Here is a 17,497-nt window from a genome sequence, read left to right on the forward strand (position 1 = left end):
TCATTCCTCCTTCAGCGGCCGGTCGAGCAGACGGTGCAGCGCGCCGGTGAGGTCGATCTCCCCGGCGACGAGGTCCGCGACGACCTGCGTGACCGGCATGTCGATGCCATGCGCGACGGCGAGCTCCAGCGCGGGGCGGGCCGTGGACGCGCCCTCGACCGTCTCGGCGGTTCCGGCGTCGTCGCCCCGGCCGATCGCCTGCCCGTGGCGGAAGTTCCGCGACAGGTCGGATCCGCAGGTCAGGGCAAGGTCGCCGAGGCCGGACAGGCCCGACAGCGTCTCTGTCCGGGCGCCGAGCGCGCGGGCGAGGCGCGACATCTCGGCGAAGCCGCGCGTCATCAGCGCGGCGCGCGCGCTCTCGCCGAGGCCGCCGCCGATGGCCGCCCCGCAGGCGATGGCGATGACGTTCTTGAGCGCGCCGCCCAGCTCCACCCCCGCCACGTCGGTGGAGCGGTAGAGCCGCAGCGCCCCGCGCGACAGCGCCGCCTGCAGGGCGGCGCCCGCCCGCTCGTCCGCGCAGGCCAGGACCAGCGCCGTGGGCAGGCCGCGCGCGATGTCGGCGGCGAAGCTGGGCCCCGACAGGATGGCGGGCACCGCGTCCGGCACGCCCTCGGCGATGGTCGCGGTCGGACCCCTGAGGGTCGCGAGGTCGATGCCCTTGGCGCAGGCGACGAGCGGCTTGCCGGCGAGGCGGTCCCGGTGCTCGGCGAGAAAGCCGCGCAGTTTCTGCGCGGGGATGGCCAGCAGCACGATCCCGGCCCGGCGCAGGCAGTCGGGGTCGGAGTCCGGGACGACCGTCGCGGGCAGGCTCACCCCAGGCAGGCGGGGGCTGTCCCGCCCCTCGCGCATCCGGCGCACCGCGTCCGGATCCCGCACATAGAGGTCGACCGGCCCCTCGCCCGACAGGGCCACTGCCAGCGCGGTGCCGAAGGCGCCGCCGCCCGCCACGCAGATCCTCATGCCTTCGCCCCCCGCTTGCCCGAGCCGAGCATCCGCGCGGCCCCCGCATCCAGCGGCCAGCGCGGCCGCGCGGTCAGGTCGGTGCCGGCCGGCGCGCCGGCCGCCATCCGCTCGGCGCCGGCAAAGGCGATCATCGCCGCGTTGTCGGTGCACAGCGCGAGCGGCGGCGCGGCGAAGCGGACCGTCTCGTCGCAGAGCGCGCGCAGACCCTCCCGGATCGCCCCGTTCGCGGCGACCCCGCCCGCCACGGCGAGGGCGGGCGCGGCGGGCCGCAGGTCGAGATAGACGTCCATCGCGCGGCGCGTCTTCTCGACGAGCACGTCGCGCACAGCCGCCTGGAACGAGGCGGCGAGGTCCGCCTGCGCCTGCCGGGGCAGGCCGCCCTCCGCCGCCACGATGCGGTCGCGGGCGCGCAGGATGGCGGTCTTCAGCCCCGAGAAGCTCATGTCGCAGCCCGGCCGGTCTAGCAGGGGGCGCGGCAGCGGATACCGGCCCGGATCGCCCGACCGCGCCGCCGCCTCGATCGCGGGGCCGCCCGGCTGGCCGAGACCGAGCAGCCGCGCCGCCTTGTCGAAGGCCTCGCCCGGGGCGTCGTCGATCGTCCCGCCCAGCCGCTCGAACCTCTCGGGCCCGTGGACGATCAGGATCTGGCAATGCCCGCCCGAGACCAGCAGCATCATGTAGGGAAAGGCGAGCGCGTCGGTCAGACGGGGCGTCAGCGCGTGTCCGGCGAGGTGGTTCACCCCGATCAGCGGCAGACCCGTCGCGGCGGCGAGGCCCCGCGCACACATCACGCCGGAGAGGACGCCGCCGATCAGCCCGGGGCCGGAGGTCACGGCGATCCCGTCCACCCCGGCCAGCCGCAACCCGGCCTCGTCCAGCGCCTGCTCGACGCAATGATCCAGCCGCTCGGCATGGGCTCGGGCGGCAATCTCGGGGACCACGCCGCCGAAGGCCGCGTGCAGGCTCGCCTGACCCTGCACCACGCTCGACAGCACCGTCCCGGCGCCCGCGGCGTCGCGGCGGACGAGGGCGGCGGCGGTGTCGTCGCAGCTCGATTCGAGGCCGAGAAGGGTGAGGGTCATGGCACCGGTAACGGTTGCTCGGGTCGGTGGGGCAGGTAACATCGCCGCCGCACCCGAACAATGGCCCCGCCCGCCTCGATGATCCCCGTCCTTCTCACGCGTCCCGCCCCGGCAAGCCGCCGCACGGAGGCGGAGCTGCGGGCGATGCTCGGGTCGGACTGGCCCGTCCACGTCTCGCCGCTGACGCGGATCGTGCCGCTTTCGCCCCGGGTCGGCGGGGGCTGGGGGACGATCGTCGTCACCTCCGCCAACGGGGCGGCGGCGCTGGGGCGGCTCGGCCTCGACCCCCGGATCCCGGTCGTGGCGGTCGGCGAGAGGACCGCAGAGGCTGCCCGGCAGGCCGGCTTCGCGGCGCGGATGCGCGGCCCCGACGCGGCCGGGCTGGCGCGGGCGCTGATCGCGGATCCGCCGCCGGGCCCGGTCCTGCACCTGCGCGGCGCCGAAGGCGCGGGCGACATCGCCGGGACGCTGCGCGCCGCCGGCCTGCCCTGCGAGGAGGTCATCGCCTACCGGCAGGAGGACGCCGTCCCGACCGATGCCGCGCTGTCGCTGCTTGCGGGCGGGGCGCCGGTCGCGGTCCCGCTCTATTCCCCCGCCTCGGCGCGCCGGCTCGCCGCGCTGCCGATCCGCGCGCCGTTGCTCGTCGCCGCGCTCAGCCCGGCGGTCGCCTCAGTGGCGGCCGCGATGGCCCCCGAGCGGCTGGTCGTGGCCTCCGAACCGGCGGGGGCCTTCATCCTGCGGGAACTGCGTGCGCTCGTCCTGCCTTGAGGGCGGGGGACGGCCGCTCTAGGTTCGAGAACGGACCCCGCGTAGGTCGGCAGGGAAAGGAACGAGCTTTGGCGCGACGGACGAGCAGCAAGAGCCCCGGACCGAAACCGCCCCGGACCCGCCGCAGCGCGGGCGAGACCGGGGCCGGAACGGACGAGGGCGCTGCGATGGACACGCCGTCCGCCGCCGGGTCGGACGGCGAGTCCGGCACCGCCGCCGCGTCCGGCGCCCCGGAGGCCGGGCCGTCCGGGACCGAAGCCTCGAGTCCCGCGAGCGACGATGCGGCGGGACCGCCGGGTGCGGCGACGCCCGCCCGCACGTCGCTTTCCGGAGTAGACGAGAGCCCGGCCGAAGCAGGCGGGCGGCAAGCGGATGCGGACGGTTCCGGACCGTCCGACAGGTCCGCGCCCTCGGATCGACGGCCCGGCGCGAGCGAGGTCGACACCCCGGCCCCGGCCGACGATGCCGAGGGTGCTGCGGACCCGTCGAAGGAGATGGTCGCCCATCCCGGCGCCGACGGGGCGAGCGAGACCGCCGCAACGCCGGAGGCCATGCCGGAAAGCGGTACGACAGCGTCGCCCGGTCTGCGTCCCGGCGCCTCCGCCGCCACCGGCTATGCCGCGCGCTCGGCGGCCCCGACACATTCTTCCGCCGCGACCGGCACTTCCGGGGCCGGGGCGGATTCAGGTCCGCGGGACGGCGCCACGTCCGCCCCGACCTCTGCCGGCGGCTCCTCGACGCCCTCCTCCGGCAACGGCTCCTCGGTCCCGCCCTCGGGCGGGCGGCCGCCGGCCGCGACCCCCGGCGGGGGGGCGGGCGGACTGATCGCGGGCGGCGTCCTCGCCGCGCTGATCGGGGGGATCCTCGTCTGGCTGTTGCTGCCCACCGCGCAGCCCTTCGATTCCAGCGCGCTGGACGAGCGGATCGCCAGCCTCGAATCGCAGGTCGCCGCCTTCCCCGAGGCGCCGGACGATGGTGCGCCGGGCGAGACGATGCAGGCCCAGCTCGACGAGATGGGCGGCGGGATCGCCGGCCTCGTCGACCAGGTCGCCTCCCTCGACGACCGGCTGTCGTCGCTCGAGTCGGCCCTGGCCGGTCTCGACGAGCGCACCGGCACGCTGGAGCGCGCGCCCAATGCCGACGGCACGCTGGCCGAGAGCGCGATCGCTGCCTGGCGGGACGAGCTCGAGGCGCTGCGCAGCGAGGTGGAGGGCCAGGCCGCGACGGTCGAGGAACTGACCGCGCAGGCGCAGGACATGATCGACGAGCGCGAGGCGCAGGCCGAGGCAGCCCGCCGCGCCGAGGCGGAGGCCCGCGCCGCCGCCGCCACTGCCGCGCTTGCCCGGTTGGGCGCCGCGCTGGAGACCGGCGCGCCCTACGACGAACCCCTCGCCGAATATGCGGACCTCTCCGGCACCGAGCCGCCGGAGGCGCTGGCCGGACCGTCGGAGAGCGGGATCGCGACGCTCGAATCCCTGCGCGAGAGCTATCCCGACGCGGCGCGCGGGGCGCTCGCCGCCGCGCGGTCCGCCGGTGTGGACGGGCAGGAGGGCAACCGGTTCGCCGCGTTCCTCCGCTCGACCTTCCAAGTCCGCTCGACCGACGCGCAGGAGGGCGGGTCCGTCGACGCGATCCTCTCGCGCGCCGGGGCCGCGCTGGATGAGGCCGACCTGCCCGCCGCGCTGGACGAGCTGTCGGCCCTGCCCGATGTCGCGCAGCAGGCGATGGCCGGCTGGCTGGACCGCGCGCGGGCCCGGGCGGAGGCCGTCGCGGCGCTGGACGGCCTGACCGGCGAGGGCACGACCGCCGAAACTGGCGGGGCCGGGCCGGAGGGCGACGCCGCACCGGATAGGGCCGCCACTCCGGCCGCAGCGGATCCGGCCGAGGATACGGCAGCTGACCCCGCCACCGGCGACGAGGCCGCTCCCGCTGCGGAGGACGCGGCCCCGGCGGGCGGAACGGACGAGACCGCCGCCGCAGAGGCCGATCCCGACGAGGCCGCTTCGGAAGAGGTCGCCCCGCTGGTCGAGGCGACGCCCGAGGCCATGGCCGAGGAGGGCGCGGCCGCGTCGGTCCCGGACGGGGCGGATCCCGCCCCCGCGGCGCAAGAGGCTTCCGAAGAGCAGGCCCCCGCAGACACCGACGCGACCGACGCCACGACGACCGAAGAAGAAAGCGCCCCGCAATGATCTGGTCCCTGCTCAAGCTCCTCCTCTTCGTCGCCATCGTCATCGCCGCCACCTGGGGGGCGGTCTGGGTGATGGGCCTCGACGGGGGGATGGAGATCCGGGTCGCCGGTTACGAGGCGACGCTCGGCCCGCTCGAGATGGTGATCGCGTTCATCGTGCTCGTCGTGCTCGTCTGGGTGGCGCTGCAGGTGCTGCGCTTCCTCATAGCGCTGCTGCGCTTCATCAACGGCGACGAGACGGCGCTGTCCCGGCACTTCACCCGCAACCGCGAGCGCAAGGGTTTCGACGCCCTCTCCGAGGGAATGATGGCCCTCGCCGCCGGCGAGGGGTCCGTCGCCATGGCGAAGGCGCAGAAGGCCGAGCGCTACCTGAACCGGCCGGACGTGACCGCCCTTCTGACCGCGCAGGCCGCGGACCAGGCGGGCGACCGCAGGACGGCGGAAGAGGCCTACAAGCGGCTGATCGCCAGCGATACCGGCCGCTTCGTCGGGATCCGGGGCATCCTCGCGCACAAGCTGGCCGACAACGACCAGGTCACGGCGCTGAAGCTGGCCGAGAAGGCGTTCGAGCTGAAGCCGAAGCATGCCGAGACGCAGGACGTCCTGCTGCGCCTGCAGGCCGAGAGCAGCGACTGGGCCGGCGCGCGCAATACGCTGGGCGCCAAGCTGAAATCGGGCACGCTGCCGAAGGACGTCTACAAGCGGCGGGACGCGATCCTCGCCCTGTCCGAAGCGAAGAAGGTGTTCGAGGACGGCGCGACGATCGAGGCGCGGGAAGAGGCGATCGAGGCGAACCGGATGTCGCCCGACCTGATCCCCGCCGCCGTCATGGCCGCACGCGGCTACATCGAGAAGGGCAACAAGCGCTACGCGACCCGCATCCTGAAGAAGGCGTGGGACGTGCAGCCGCATCCCGACATCGCGCAGGCCTTCGCCGAGATCGAGCCGGACGAGAGCCCCAAGGCCCGGAAGGAGCGGTTCGGCGCGCTGACGCGCCTGCACCCGGACAATCCAGAAACCCGGATGCTGCGGACCGAGCTGGAGATCGCGGACGAGGATTTCCCCGCCGCGCGCCGCGCGCTGGGCGATCTGACGACGACCGATCCCACGGCGCGCTCGCTGACGCTCATGGCCGCGATCGAGCGCGGCATGGGCGCGGACGAGGCAGTCGTGCGGGGCTGGCTCACCCGGGCGCTGACAGCCCCGCGCGGCCCGCAATGGGTCTGCGACAATTGCCAGACCGTCCATGCGAACTGGAAGCCGGTCTGCACCAATTGCCACGGCTTCGACACGCTGTCCTGGCGCCGCCCCCACGCGCAGGAAGAGGTGGCGATGCCCGCCTCGACCGAGATGCTGCCGCTCGTCGTCGGCCCGAAACCGGAGGGCGGGGCCCTCGTCCCGGCCGGGACCGGGGCCACGGCGGCCCCCACGGGAGCCGGCCCGGTCACGGCGGACAGCCCCGACACCCTCGATTCCCTCTCGGGCGAGGCGGATCCGCGCGCGGCCTCGACCGTCGGTCCGGAGGGGGCGGAGGTGCCCCCGGCAGAGAGCGGAGAGGGGCGCAAATAGCCCCTTTCCCCCCGCCGGGTCCGGTGCTAGGACGCCGCCCGGAGCCGCTGTAGCTCAGCTGGTAGAGCACGTCATTCGTAATGATGGGGTCGGGGGTTCGAGTCCCTCCAGCGGCACCATTCCCGTCAGGAGCGCCACCCGTCGGCGCTCGCATCTCCCGGGGTGCGTGGCCCGCCGGTGCCATGCATCGTGATGTCTCCGTCATGCCGTCCGCCCCGGCGCGGCCCGCGTTCCCCCGCTACCCCGCCCTGGGTCTCACCAGCCGCGAGAAGAGCGGCGTCGCGGCGAAGATCACCAGGATCAGCCGGACGATGTGCATCACGGTGACATAGGCCACGTCCTGCCCCATCGCGAAGGCGAGCAGGCCCATCTCGGCCAGCCCGCCCGGCGAGTAGGCGAGGAAGGACTGGCTGACCGGCACGCCCGACAGGCGCGCCGCCGCGACGGCGAAGCCGGCCGCCACCGCGATCATCATCGCCGAGGATCCCGCCGCGAGGGCGAGGTCGCGCGCGATCACCCGGATCGGGGTGCCGAGGAACCGGCAGCCGATCACGGTGCCGATCACCACCTGGGCCGCGATCACCGACAGGTTCGGCGGTGCCACCTCGACGAGGCCGGTCAGGTGCGCGAGCGAGGACAGGATCATCGGCCCGACGATCTGTCCTGCCGACAGCCGCATCACCCGGCCGAGCCAGACGCCCCCGAAGGCGCAGATCGCGAAGATCCCGTAATCGAGCAGCGACGGATCGCCGAGCCCGGTCCAGCCCGCGCCGCCCCCCTGGCTCTGCACCCCGAACCAGGCGCCGAAGAAGAGGACCACGACCGTCACCACGACCAGCACGCGCGAGGCATGGGCCAGGGCGATGCGCTTGTCGTCGCCGCCCATCGCGCCGCCCATGATGAGCATGTCGTTCAGCCCGCCGGGCATCGCGCTGAACCAAGCGGTGACGGGATCGTAGCGTCCGACCCGCCGGTAGAAGACGTAGGAGAGCGTCGCCGCCGCCGCGAGGAAGGGCGGGAGCAGCAGGATCGTCGCGACGTAGCGGGGGGCGGCGGCGATCACGTCGGGCGTGATGGACGAGCCGAGCATCACGCCGATCACCGGGATGAAGACGGGGCGCAGCGTGTCGGGTCCGCGCAGCGGCAGGCCCACCAGCACGGCGAGGGTCACCAGCAGCATGGGCCCGAGCATCCAGGGAAGGGGCAGCCCCGCCTGCCAGCCGATCACCCCGCCCACGATCCCCACCGCCAGCGCGGTGCCCTGCGGAAGCGCGCGGGACAGGTCGGGGCGCGGAGGTGCGGGACGGTCCATCGCCGCCGGCCTAGTCTTCACGGGGAAAGTCCACAAGGGCGGGGGTGGATGCGCGCCTAGACCACGCCGTCCGGCAGGGCGCCGATGATCCGCTCGACGATCTCGGCCGGGGGCGGCGTGACGTCGACGGTGACGGCACGCTCGTCCGATGCCGGGCGCTCGAGCGTGGCGAGCTGGCTGTCGAGAAGTTCGGGCGGCATGAAATGCCCCTCGCGCAGGCCGACCCGCTTGCGCAGCACGTCGCGCGGCCCGTCCAGCAGCACGAAGGCGACCTCGCGGCCGGCGTGCCGGGCGATGTGGTCGCGGTAGATCCGCTTGAGGGCCGAGCAGGCGATCACGGCGGGCGGCTGCGGGGCGGCGAGGCGCGCGCCCACATGTGCCAGCCAGGGCCAGCGATCCTCGTCGGTGAGGGGATGCCCGGCGGCCATCTTCTCGACATTGCTGCGGGGATGCAGGTCATCCCCGTCGACGAAGGGCGCCCCCAGCCGGTCCGCCAATTGCCGGCCGATCAGGCTCTTGCCCGAGCCCGAGACTCCCATGACCACGATCGGTTGCCGCATGCCGCGCTCCTCTTCCCGCTCGTGCTATCCGGCCGGGCGCGCGCGGTCCAGCTTGCCCGGGCGGGGCGACATCATCGCGCAGGCAGCACCGCTTCCCCGGGCGGCGCCGACATGGCAGAAGGGCGTCATGCGCCGCGCCCGATCCGTCCCGAAGGCCGCACGCCTCCTGCACCTGCTGGCGGCGCTGCCCTTCGTGCTGGCCTCTCTGGTGGCGTCCGGGACCATGGTCTCCGCCGGGGGGCAGGGCCCGGTCTTCACCCTCTGCACCGGCACGCAGGTCGTCGAGATGCGCCTCGCCCCGGATGGCACCGCCGTCCCGGTCGAGGACGCGGCCTGCCCGTGGCTTGCCCATGCGCATCCCTTTATGGCGGCCGGGGCGCCGGTCATCGACCCCGCTCCGCGCGACGTGGTCATGGTATTCGTGCCGGGGATCGCGCCGGCCGCCACCCCCGGGACGACGCGCGGCTGGGCGGAGGCGCGGGGTCCCCCCGGGGCGGGCTGAGTTCCTCCGACCCGATTTTCCGGCCTCAGGGCCGGCCCAGACCCCGATCACGGACAATGCACCCATGAAACGCATTCCTGCCGCGCTTGCGGCCCTTCTCGCCCTGTCGCCCGCCCTCCTCTCCGCGCAGGAGATCGCGGTGACCGCCCCCTTCGCCCGCGCGACGCTGCCGAACCAGCCGGTCGCCGGCGGGTTCCTGACCCTGCAGAACCACGGCGACGCCGCCGATACGCTGATCGCCGCCACCTCTCCCGCCGCCGGACGGGTCGAGATCCACGAGATGGCGATGGAGGGCGACGTGATGCGGATGCGCGAACTTCCGGACGGTCTGCGGATCCCGGCCGGCAAGAGCGTCGTGCTGGAGCCGGGCGGCTATCACCTGATGTTCTTCGAGCTCGCCGCGCCCTTCGTCGCGGGCGCGGAGGTCGAGGTCGAGCTGACCTTCGCCGGGGGCGACGCGCAGACCATCATGCTTCCCGTCCTCGCGCCCGATGCCGTCCCGCCGGCGGCGCAGGAGGGCATGGATCACGGCACCATGGACCACGGGGGGATGGATCACGGCTCTATGGATCACGGGGCCTCGGCCGGGGATGCCGGGGAGGATGCGCAATGACCGACGCTTCGCGCAAGCGCATCGTCCTCGCCTCCAGCGCGGTCCTGATCGCGGCGATCTTCGCCGCCTTCTGGTTCGGCGTGGTCCGGCCGCGCTACGATACCGACGTGCTCGGCCAGCTGGGGCAGGGCGAGTACGTGCTGGCCACGACCGACGGCACGCCCTTCACCGCGGAGTCGCTGGACGGCGCGCCGACGGCCGTCTTCTTCGGCTTCACCCATTGCCCCGAGGTCTGCCCGACCACGCTGGGGGACATCGCGACCTGGAACGGCATCCGCGAGGACGAGGGGCAGGCACCGATCCGCACCTTCTTCATCACCGCCGATCCCGAGCGCGACACGCCCGAGCTGCTGGCCGATTACGTCGGCTGGGTCGACGACGTGACCGGCGTGACGGGCACCCCGGAAGAGATGGCCAAGGCCGTCCGTGCCTTCCGCGTCTACGTGGCCAAGGTGCCGCTGGAGGACGGGGATTACACCGTCGACCATTCGGCGATGGTGCTGCTCTTCGACGAGGACGGCCGCTTCGTCGAGCCGATCTCCTACGGCGAGGAGACCGAGGTCGCGCTGTCGAAGATCGCGCGGGCCGTCGAGGGCTAGTCCCTCGCGGGGCCGATGGACATCGGGGACGGCGGCGCCGATAAGCGCCGCCGCCCATCGACGAGAGGACCCGCCCCCCGTGCTTCCCTGGACGCAGCTCGCAACCGCCACCGCGCCGGACGGCGACACGATCCGGCTGATGCGCCGGGGCGAGGAGTTCTCGATCCGGCTGAGCGACGGGAACGAGCTGATGAACAGCCGTCTCGGCGGCTCGGAAGAGGCGTTGGCGCGCCTTGCCCTCGACCGGCTGGGGCCGCGTGCGGCGCCGCGCGTCCTGATCGGCGGGCTGGGGATGGGCTTCACCCTTCGCGCGGCGCAGGCGGCCGCGCCGCCGGAGGCCCGCCTCGTCGTGGCCGAGATCGTGCCCGAGCTGGTGGGCTGGGCAAGCGGCCCGATGGCGGAAGTGTTCGGCGGCAGTCTGACCGACCCGCGGGTCGAGATCCGGATCGGCGACGTCGCGGCCGAGATCCGGGGCGCGGAGGCCGGGTTCGACGCCATCCTGCTGGACACCGACAACGGCCCGGACGGCCTGACCCGGCCCGGCAACGACGCGCTCTACGGCGAGGCGGGCCTCGCGCGGATGCGCCGCACTCTCTCGGCCGGCGGAATCCTCGCCATCTGGTCGGCCGCGCCCGATGCCGGATTCACCCGGCGCCTGAGGAAGGCCGGCTTCGACGCAGAGGCGCACGAGGTCCGGGCCGGACGCACGAAGCGCGGCGCCCGCCACACGATCTGGATCGCGGGACGGGGCCGGGACTGATCCGGGGGGTGGGGGGCGCCCGTCAGCGCCCGCGATAAGGTCCCGGGCGCCGACCCTGGCGATCAGAAGTCCAGATGCTCCACGTTCAGGGCATTGCTCTGGATGAAGTCGCGGCGGGGCTCGACCTCGTCGCCCATGAGCTTGGTGAAGAGATCGTCGGCCTCGGTCAGGTCGTCGACGCGGACCTGCAGCAGCGTGCGCGCGTCGGGATCGAGCGTGGTTTCCCACAGCTGGTCGGGGTTCATCTCGCCAAGACCCTTGTACCGCTGGAGCGTCAGGCCGCGCTCGCCCTCCTCGAGGATCTCGCGCAGCAGGTCGAGCGGGCCGTGGATCAGGTAGGACCGATCCTTGCGCACCAGCGTCGCGGGCCTCTCGTAGATCTCCTGCAGGCTCTGCGTGAAGGATCCCGTGCGCCGCGCTTCGCCCGAGCGGAGCATGCCGCCGTCGAGCGTGCGCAGCTCTTCCACCCCGCGCAGGATGCGGCTGAGGCGGATCCCCTTGTCCTGGGTGATCCGGCCGGTCCAGCCGCGCTCGTATTCCAGCGCGATCAGGTCCAGCCGGGCCGCGACCTTGTCGGCCACGCCCTGCAGGTCGGCATCCACCGCGCCGGGGGTGAAGGCCCCGGCAATCGCCGCCTGTTCTAGGATGTGGCGCGGGTAATGGGTTGGAAAGGCGTCGAGCACGCGCTTGAGCTGGCGCGCCTCGCCGACGACGCGGGCAAGGTCGGCGCCGGTCAGCTCCTCGCCCCCGCCGAGGCGCAGGATGGCCCCGTCGACCCCCTGGTCGATGAGATAGTCGTCCATCGCGGCCTGATCTTTGAGATAGACCTCGGACCGCCCGCGCGACACTTTGTAGAGCGGCGGCTGCGCGATGTAGAGATACCCGCCCTCGATCAGCTCCGGCATCTGCCGGAAGAAGAAGGTCAGAAGCAGGGTGCGGATATGCGCGCCGTCCACGTCGGCATCGGTCATGATGATGATCTTGTGGTAGCGCAGCTTGTCGATGTTGAACTCGTCGCGCCCGATCCCGGTGCCGAGCGCCATGACGAGGTTGCCGATCTCCTGGCTGCCAAGCATCCGGTCGAAGCGGGCCCGCTCGACGTTCAGGATCTTGCCCTTGAGCGGCAGGACGGCCTGGGTGCGCCGGTCGCGCCCCGTCTGCGCCGATCCGCCGGCGCTGTCGCCCTCGACGAGGAAGACCTCGGTCTTGGTCGGGTCCTTCTCGGAGCAGTCCTTCAGCTTGGCCGCGTTGTGGTTCACGTCCATCGCCGACTTGCGCCGGATCTCGCGCGCCTTGCGCGCCGCCTCTCGGGCGGCGGCGGCCTCGACGATCTTGGTGATGACGGTCTTCGCCTCGGCCGGGTTCTCCTCGAACCACTCGTTGAGCTTCTCGCTCATCAGGCTCTCGACCACGGGGCGCACCTCGGAGGAGACGAGCTTGTCCTTGGTCTGTGACGAGAACTTGGGATCCGGCACCTTCACGGACAGCACGCAGGTCAGCCCCTCGCGCGCGTCGTCGCCGGTGATCGACACCTTCTCCTTGCGGGCGATGCCGCTGTCGGTCGCGAACTTGGTGATCGCGCGGGTCAGCGCCCCGCGGAAGCCGGCCATGTGGGTGCCGCCGTCGCGCTGGGGGATGTTGTTGGTGAAGGGCAGCACCATCTCGTTGTAGCTGTCGTTCCACCACATCGCCGCTTCGACGGTGATGCCGTCGCGCTCGGCCTCGACATGGATCGGCTCGGCCATGACCGGGTGCTTCGAGCGGTCGAGATACTTGACGAAGGCGGCGACGCCGCCCTCGTAGAACAGCTCGGTCCGCAGCGCCTCGGCCGGGCGCTCGTCCTCGAGGATGATGCGCACGCCGCTGTTGAGGAAGGCCAGCTCGCGCAGCCGCTTCTCCAGCGTGGCGAAATCGTAGTCGAGATTGCTGAACGTCGTGGTCGAGGCGAGGAAGCGGACCTCGGTCCCGGTCTCGTCCGTGTCGCCCACGACCTCGAGATGCTTCACCGTCTCGCCGCGCTCGAACCGCGCGACATGCTCCTTGCCGGCCCGCCAGATCCGCAGCTCCAGCCAGTCGGACAGCGCGTTCACGACCGAGACGCCCACGCCGTGCAGACCGCCCGACACCTTGTAGGAGTTCTGGTCGAACTTCCCGCCCGCATGCAGCTGGGTCATGATGACCTCGGCCGCCGAGACGCCCTCTTCTTTATGCAGGTCCGTCGGGATGCCGCGCCCGTTGTCGCGGACCGAGACGCTGTTGTCGGCGTGGATCTTCACCGCGACGAAGTCGGCATGGCCGGCCAGCGCCTCGTCGATGCCGTTGTCGACCACCTCGTAGACCATGTGGTGCAGGCCCGACCCGTCGTCGGTGTCGCCGATATACATGCCCGGCCGTTTGCGGACGGCATCCAGGCCCTTGAGAACCTTGATGGAATCGGCGCCGTATTCCGGCATCTGGGCGGCGGGCTCGGCCATGTGGGGAAACCTCGTTCGTGGTTCCGCAAATATAGGCATTTTGGCGGGCAGTGTCATCCCGAAACCCCCAAATCTTGTGCGTCAGGTCAGGGGGATGACGAGACCGACCCCGATCAGCAGCAGGCCGGCGATCGCGTTGGTGCGTTTCAGCGCCGCCGGCGATTTCAGGATCCGCCGCGCCCGGTCGATGAAGCCGGCGAGGATCAGGTTCCCGGCCATCGGCACCGCGACCGATATCGCGCAGATCGCCGCCACGTCCGCCCAGGTGAGCGATCCCAGCTCGAAGAAGCCGGGCAGGATCCCCATGTAGAACAGGATCGCCTTGGGGTTGGCGAGGATCACCGTCACCCCGGCGGCGAAGCCCGCCATCCGCCCCGGGCGGGTCAGCCGCCCGTCGGTGGTCAGCGGCGCCCCCGCATGGCGCAGGATCAGCGCGCCCATCCCGACGAAGACGGCGGCCGCCACCCAGTTCATCGCGGCGAGGAACCCGGCCCAGACCGACACGACCCAGCCCACGCCGAGGATCGCCAGCAGCGGCCAGAGCACGTCGCCCATCGCCACCCCCACCGCCAGCGGCCAGGCAGAGCGGAAGCCCCCCGTCAGCGCCCGCGCGGTCAGCGCGACCCAGACCGGCCCCGGCGTCAGGAACAGCGCGAGGATCGCGAGGGCGTAGAGCCCGAGATCGCCGGCCGTGGCGCTCATCTCAGAACAGGGAGCCGGCGAGGTCGACGGTCGCGTCCTCGTCCCAGGCCGTCCCGCCCAGCGGCAGCACCATCAGCTCCCCGACCCGCCGCTCGACGAGATCGCCCGACCGGGCGTCGTCATGCGAGGGAAAGCGCAGCGCGTTCGTCTTCGGGACGAAACCGGACCCGGCATAAAGCGGCCGGTCCCCGAACAGGACGAGGAACTCCGCCGGGCTGTCCCGCCCGATCGCGACGACCTCCTCCATCAGGCGCGAGGCGATGCCCTGTCCGCGATGCGCCGGATCCACCGCCACGTCGGCGAGGCCGAGGATGTCGACCAGCGGCGCGCCGAGGCGGATCGCCCGGTAGGTCAGGCCGACATGCCCCGCCACCCGGCCGTCCGCGTCCCGGGCGACGACGCGCAGGTGATGCCGCGTCTTGAAGAAGCTGCGCCCCCCGAAATCGCTGTCGAAGCTGGCGGCCAGCAGGGCCGCGATGGCCGCCTCGTCGGGGCGGGTCAGCGCCCATTCGGGGATGCGCTCGAACTGCATGTCAGGCCTCCGGAAGGGTGAGGGAGCCGTCCTCGGCCAGCGGCCAGAACGGGTTCATCGCGACTTCCCAGACATGCCCGTCCGGATCGGCCCAGTAACCGGAATAGCCGCCCCAGAAGACCTTCTCGGGCGCCTTCAGGGCGGTCGCCCCGGCCTTCAGCGCGGCATGGTAGGCCGCGTCGACCTCCGCCTCGGTCGCGAAGTTCTGGGCCAGGGTCATCGCCCCGGTGCCGAGCGCGGCGTCCGGCCGGCCCTGGTCGGCGGCGAGGGCGTCCCGCCCGAACAGGCCCAGGACGAAGCCCGGCAGCTGGTAGAAGCTCACGCCCTCCTGCTCCTCGGCCGGGGACCAGCCGAGCCGGCCGTAGAAGGCGCGTGCGGCCTGCAGGTCGGCCACGCCGAGCGTGACGAGCGTCAGTCTCTGTGTCATGGGCTCTGGCTCACGGGTTCTGGCTCATGGGGGGATCCCTTCCGGCCACGACCGAGACGCCCTCCGCCTCGGTCACCTCCAGATACTGCGCGCGGCCCCCGAGTTCCACGAAAAGCTCCGGCCCCGTCCCGGTGAGGAAGGCCTGCCCGCCCAGCGCGCAGATCTCGTCGTAGAGCCGCGCCCGCCGCGTGGCGTCGAGATGCGCCGCCAGCTCGTCGAGCAGCAGGACCGGCCGTTCATCCGACAGGGCGCGCGCATTTGCGAGGATCAGCGAGATCAGCAGCGCCTTCTGCTCGCCGGTGGAGCAATCCCGCGCCGCGATCCCCTTCGCCGCCCAGACCGCCTCGAGATCGACCCGGTGCGGCCCGACCAGCGTGCGCCCCGCGGCAAGGTCGCGGGCCCGCCCGGTCTCGAACGCCGCGAGCAGCGCCTCCTCGGTTTCCGGCAGGTCGCCCTCGGGATGCGAGATGGCGAGGTCCGGCGCGGGAAAGGCGCTTTCCGCCGCCGCGACCGCCGCGCCCAGCCGCTCCAGCGCGGCGGCGCGGTGCGCGTTCATCCGTGCGCCCGCCCCGGCCATCCGCGCCTCGAGCGCGCGGTACCAATGCGCGTCGCGGACCATGTCCTTGAGCAGCCGGTTGCGCTCGCGCATCGCCCGCTCGTAGTCGAGCGCCGCCTCGCCGTGCTCCGGCTCGAAGCTCAGCGTCAGCCGGTCGAGAAAGCGCCGCCGCCCCTCGGCCCCCTCGATCCAGAGCCTGTCCATGCTGGGCACCAGCCACAGGATCCGGGCGATCCGCGCCAGCGCGACCTGGCTCGCCGCCTTGCCGTCGAGCCGGACCTGCCGCGGCTGGCCCGCCTCGGCCCAGGTCTCCGCCTCGTGTCCGTTCAGCTCGGCCGCGACCTTCCAGCCCAGCCGCTCGGGGCGGCGGACGAAATCCTCGGCCCCCGCGCGGCGCAGGCCCCGCCCGGGAGAAAGCAGCGACACGGCTTCGATCAGGTTCGTCTTGCCCGCCCCGTTCGGCCCCCAGATCGCCACCGGCCGCCCGTCGAAGGTCAGCTGCGTCCGCCGGTGCGAGCGGAAATGCGACAGGGCGAGGGTGGAGATCATGCCGCCGGACTACCGCGCCCGGGCCCGGGGGAAAAGCGCGCCGCTCCCCCCTTCTCGGGCATCGCAAATACCTCGGCGCCCGGCCCGGACCGGGCGCGCCGTGTCGGACAGGGGCGCCGTCAGACCCGCATCGGCATCACGACATAGACGGCCGTGGTGTCGTTGCCTTCGCGCATCAGGGTCGGGTCGCCCGAGGAATTGAACAGGAAGACTGCGTTCTCGCGGTCCACCTGGCTCGCGATCTCCTGCAGGTATTTCGCGTTGAACCCGATCTCGAGCTTTTCGTCGGCATAGGCGACGGCCAGTTCCTCTTCCGCCGCGCCGCTGTCGGGGGCGTTGACGGACAGGACCAGGCGGTCCTCGTCGAGGCTCAGCTTCACCGCGCGGGACCGTTCGGAGGATACCGTCGCCACGCGGTCCACCGCGCGGGCGAACTCGGTCGCGTCGACCTCCATCCGCTTGGGATTCGATTGCGGGATGACGCGTGAATAATCGGGGAAGGTGCCGTCGATCACCTTGGAGGTGAGCGTGATCGCGGGCGTGGCGAAGCGGATCTTGGTTTCGCTGACCGACACGGCGATCTGCGCCTCGTCGTCGTCCAGCAGCTTGCGCAGCTCGTTCACCGTCTTGCGGGGCACGATCACGCCCGGCATCGTCGCCGCCTCGTTCGGCAGGTCCGCGTCGATCCGCGCCAGCCGGTGGCCGTCGGTCGCGACCGCGCGCAGGACGCGCCCGTCCTCGCCATCGGCGACATGCAGGTAGACGCCGTTGAGGTAATAGCGCGTCTCCTCGGTCGAGATCGCGAATTTAGACTTGTCGAAGAGCCGGCGCAGCACCGGCGCGGGGGCCGAGAAATTGGCCGAGTAATCGGACGAGGCCATCACGGGGAAATCCTCGCGCGGCAGGGTCGAGAGCTGGAAGTTGGACCGCCCCGCCTCGATCGTCAGCCGTCCCGTCTGCGCGTTCTCGGTCACGCCGACCAGCGCGCCGTCCGGCAGCTTGCGGACGATCTCGTTCAGCAGCACGGCGGGCACGGTGGTCGATCCCGCCCGCTCGACCTTGGCCGGGGCGCGGTCCACCACCTCGATGTCGAGATCGGTGGCGCGGAACAGGACGTTGTCGCCCTCGGCCTCGATCAGGACGTTGGCGAGGATCGGGATCGTGTTGCGCCGCTCCACGACCGATTGCGCCTGCGCCACGGCCTTGAGGAGCACCGCGCGTTCGATGCTGAATTTCATGTCGTCTCTCCCCGTCCCGCGACCCGTCCCGCGATGGCGGCCGGTGGTTCCGGCCCTCCCGTCACCCGGCAGGCAGCTGCCGGAGGCCGAAACCTACCCGATC

At 72.6% G+C, this 17,497-nt stretch carries 17 protein-coding genes and 1 tRNA gene; 8 read left to right on the plus strand and 10 right to left on the minus strand.

Annotated features, from left to right (window positions below):
* The gene (locus tag BUE30_RS13040; RefSeq protein ID WP_073331422.1) at nucleotides 1-960 is read right to left on the minus strand and encodes an NAD(P)H-dependent glycerol-3-phosphate dehydrogenase; all 960 of its coding nucleotides are present in this window, start codon (nucleotides 958-960) and stop codon (nucleotides 1-3) included.
* The gene (tsaD, locus tag BUE30_RS13045) at nucleotides 957-2,045 is read right to left on the minus strand and encodes a tRNA (adenosine(37)-N6)-threonylcarbamoyltransferase complex transferase subunit TsaD (protein WP_073331443.1); all 1,089 of its coding nucleotides are present in this window, start codon (nucleotides 2,043-2,045) and stop codon (nucleotides 957-959) included. The genes BUE30_RS13040 and tsaD overlap by 4 nt, the downstream gene beginning before the upstream one ends.
* Nucleotides 2,046-2,123: 78 nt before the next feature.
* Between tsaD and BUE30_RS13050 the strand changes: the two genes are divergently transcribed.
* The 4 genes from BUE30_RS13050 (at nucleotide 2,124) to BUE30_RS13065 (ending at nucleotide 6,689) form a co-directional block, all read left to right on the plus strand.
* Nucleotides 2,124-2,813, plus strand: coding sequence for a uroporphyrinogen-III synthase (locus tag BUE30_RS13050; RefSeq protein WP_170865646.1), 690 nt, complete (start codon nucleotides 2,124-2,126; stop codon nucleotides 2,811-2,813).
* Between the two features lie 494 nt (nucleotides 2,814-3,307).
* Nucleotides 3,308-5,002, plus strand: coding sequence for a COG4223 family protein (locus tag BUE30_RS13055; RefSeq protein WP_073331455.1), 1,695 nt, complete (start codon nucleotides 3,308-3,310; stop codon nucleotides 5,000-5,002).
* On the plus strand, nucleotides 4,999-6,570 hold the full coding sequence (locus tag BUE30_RS13060; protein ID WP_073331457.1) for a heme biosynthesis protein HemY: 1,572 nt from the start codon (nucleotides 4,999-5,001) through the stop codon (nucleotides 6,568-6,570). Before BUE30_RS13055 ends, BUE30_RS13060 begins: the two co-directional genes overlap by 4 nt.
* Nucleotides 6,571-6,613: 43 nt before the next feature.
* Nucleotides 6,614-6,689: transfer RNA gene (locus tag BUE30_RS13065), tRNA-Thr, on the plus strand.
* A 119-nt stretch (nucleotides 6,690-6,808) separates the two neighbouring features.
* Here BUE30_RS13065 and BUE30_RS13070 read toward each other — a convergent pair.
* Nucleotides 6,809-7,903, minus strand: coding sequence for an AbrB family transcriptional regulator (locus tag BUE30_RS13070; protein WP_244526361.1), 1,095 nt, complete (start codon nucleotides 7,901-7,903; stop codon nucleotides 6,809-6,811).
* Nucleotides 7,904-7,938: 35 nt separating this feature from the next.
* Entirely contained in the window at nucleotides 7,939-8,442 is a 504-nt protein-coding gene (locus tag BUE30_RS13075; protein ID WP_073331463.1) for a gluconokinase, read from the minus strand.
* A gap of 127 nt (nucleotides 8,443-8,569) precedes the next feature.
* Here BUE30_RS13075 and BUE30_RS18060 point away from each other — a divergent pair, with 127 nt between their 5' ends.
* The 4 genes from BUE30_RS18060 (at nucleotide 8,570) to BUE30_RS13095 (ending at nucleotide 10,916) form a co-directional block, all read left to right on the plus strand.
* On the plus strand, nucleotides 8,570-8,944 hold the full coding sequence (locus BUE30_RS18060; RefSeq protein ID WP_073331468.1) for a hypothetical protein: 375 nt from the start codon (nucleotides 8,570-8,572) through the stop codon (nucleotides 8,942-8,944).
* 64 nt (nucleotides 8,945-9,008) lie between these two features.
* Complete coding sequence (locus tag BUE30_RS13085; RefSeq protein WP_073331472.1) at nucleotides 9,009-9,557, plus strand: copper chaperone PCu(A)C; 549 nt, start codon at nucleotides 9,009-9,011, stop codon at nucleotides 9,555-9,557.
* Entirely contained in the window at nucleotides 9,554-10,156 is a 603-nt protein-coding gene (locus BUE30_RS13090) for an SCO family protein (protein ID WP_073331475.1), read from the plus strand. The genes BUE30_RS13085 and BUE30_RS13090 overlap by 4 nt, the downstream gene beginning before the upstream one ends.
* A 79-nt stretch (nucleotides 10,157-10,235) precedes the next feature.
* Nucleotides 10,236-10,916, plus strand: coding sequence for a polyamine aminopropyltransferase (locus BUE30_RS13095; protein ID WP_073331478.1), 681 nt, complete (start codon nucleotides 10,236-10,238; stop codon nucleotides 10,914-10,916).
* 62 nt (nucleotides 10,917-10,978) lie between these two features.
* Here the strand turns inward: BUE30_RS13095 and gyrB are convergent, their stop codons facing one another.
* The 6 genes from gyrB to dnaN all read right to left on the minus strand — a co-directional run bounded on the left by gyrB (nucleotide 10,979) and on the right by dnaN (nucleotide 17,394).
* Nucleotides 10,979-13,390: a DNA topoisomerase (ATP-hydrolyzing) subunit B gene (gene gyrB / locus BUE30_RS13100; protein WP_073331481.1), complete on the minus strand. Its 2,412-nt coding sequence runs from the start codon at nucleotides 13,388-13,390 to the stop codon at nucleotides 10,979-10,981.
* Nucleotides 13,391-13,471: 81 nt separating this feature from the next.
* Nucleotides 13,472-14,092, minus strand: a complete 621-nt coding sequence (locus BUE30_RS13105) for a LysE family translocator (protein ID WP_073331484.1) — start codon at nucleotides 14,090-14,092, stop codon at nucleotides 13,472-13,474.
* Nucleotide 14,093: 1 nt separating this feature from the next.
* Nucleotides 14,094-14,624: a GNAT family N-acetyltransferase gene (locus tag BUE30_RS13110; protein ID WP_073331487.1), complete on the minus strand. Its 531-nt coding sequence runs from the start codon at nucleotides 14,622-14,624 to the stop codon at nucleotides 14,094-14,096.
* A 1-nt stretch (nucleotide 14,625) separates the two neighbouring features.
* Nucleotides 14,626-15,051: a VOC family protein gene (locus BUE30_RS13115; RefSeq protein WP_073331490.1), complete on the minus strand. Its 426-nt coding sequence runs from the start codon at nucleotides 15,049-15,051 to the stop codon at nucleotides 14,626-14,628.
* 10 nt (nucleotides 15,052-15,061) lie between these two features.
* On the minus strand, nucleotides 15,062-16,156 hold the full coding sequence (recF, locus tag BUE30_RS13120; RefSeq protein ID WP_073331493.1) for a DNA replication/repair protein RecF: 1,095 nt from the start codon (nucleotides 16,154-16,156) through the stop codon (nucleotides 15,062-15,064).
* Between the two features lie 119 nt (nucleotides 16,157-16,275).
* Nucleotides 16,276-17,394: a DNA polymerase III subunit beta gene (dnaN, locus tag BUE30_RS13125; RefSeq protein ID WP_073331496.1), complete on the minus strand. Its 1,119-nt coding sequence runs from the start codon at nucleotides 17,392-17,394 to the stop codon at nucleotides 16,276-16,278.
* Nucleotides 17,395-17,497: the final 103 nt, after the last annotated feature.

The organism is Wenxinia saemankumensis, from assembly GCF_900141735.1.
GTDB lineage: Bacteria > Pseudomonadota > Alphaproteobacteria > Rhodobacterales > Rhodobacteraceae > Wenxinia > Wenxinia saemankumensis.

What these genes read in the sequence shown, in the direction of transcription:
- dnaN (WP_073331496.1), bottom strand. Translation starts at nt 17,394, where the DNA reads ATGAAATTCAGCATCGAACGCGCGGTGCTCCTCAAGGCCGTGGCGCAG.
- BUE30_RS13085 (WP_073331472.1), top strand. Translation starts at nt 9,009, where the DNA reads ATGAAACGCATTCCTGCCGCGCTTGCGGCCCTTCTCGCCCTGTCGCCC.
- BUE30_RS13075 (WP_073331463.1), bottom strand. Translation starts at nt 8,442, where the DNA reads ATGCGGCAACCGATCGTGGTCATGGGAGTCTCGGGCTCGGGCAAGAGC.
- gyrB (WP_073331481.1), bottom strand. Translation starts at nt 13,390, where the DNA reads ATGGCCGAGCCCGCCGCCCAGATGCCGGAATACGGCGCCGATTCCATC.
- BUE30_RS13060 (WP_073331457.1), top strand. Translation starts at nt 4,999, where the DNA reads ATGATCTGGTCCCTGCTCAAGCTCCTCCTCTTCGTCGCCATCGTCATC.
- tsaD (WP_073331443.1), bottom strand. Translation starts at nt 2,045, where the DNA reads ATGACCCTCACCCTTCTCGGCCTCGAATCGAGCTGCGACGACACCGCC.
- BUE30_RS13115 (WP_073331490.1), bottom strand. Translation starts at nt 15,051, where the DNA reads ATGACACAGAGACTGACGCTCGTCACGCTCGGCGTGGCCGACCTGCAG.
- BUE30_RS18060 (WP_073331468.1), top strand. Translation starts at nt 8,570, where the DNA reads ATGCGCCGCGCCCGATCCGTCCCGAAGGCCGCACGCCTCCTGCACCTG.
- BUE30_RS13055 (WP_073331455.1), top strand. Translation starts at nt 3,308, where the DNA reads ATGGTCGCCCATCCCGGCGCCGACGGGGCGAGCGAGACCGCCGCAACG.
- BUE30_RS13050 (WP_170865646.1), top strand. Translation starts at nt 2,124, where the DNA reads ATGATCCCCGTCCTTCTCACGCGTCCCGCCCCGGCAAGCCGCCGCACG.
- BUE30_RS13105 (WP_073331484.1), bottom strand. Translation starts at nt 14,092, where the DNA reads ATGAGCGCCACGGCCGGCGATCTCGGGCTCTACGCCCTCGCGATCCTC.
- BUE30_RS13090 (WP_073331475.1), top strand. Translation starts at nt 9,554, where the DNA reads ATGACCGACGCTTCGCGCAAGCGCATCGTCCTCGCCTCCAGCGCGGTC.
- recF (WP_073331493.1), bottom strand. Translation starts at nt 16,156, where the DNA reads ATGATCTCCACCCTCGCCCTGTCGCATTTCCGCTCGCACCGGCGGACG.
- BUE30_RS13040 (WP_073331422.1), bottom strand. Translation starts at nt 960, where the DNA reads ATGAGGATCTGCGTGGCGGGCGGCGGCGCCTTCGGCACCGCGCTGGCA.
- BUE30_RS13110 (WP_073331487.1), bottom strand. Translation starts at nt 14,624, where the DNA reads ATGCAGTTCGAGCGCATCCCCGAATGGGCGCTGACCCGCCCCGACGAG.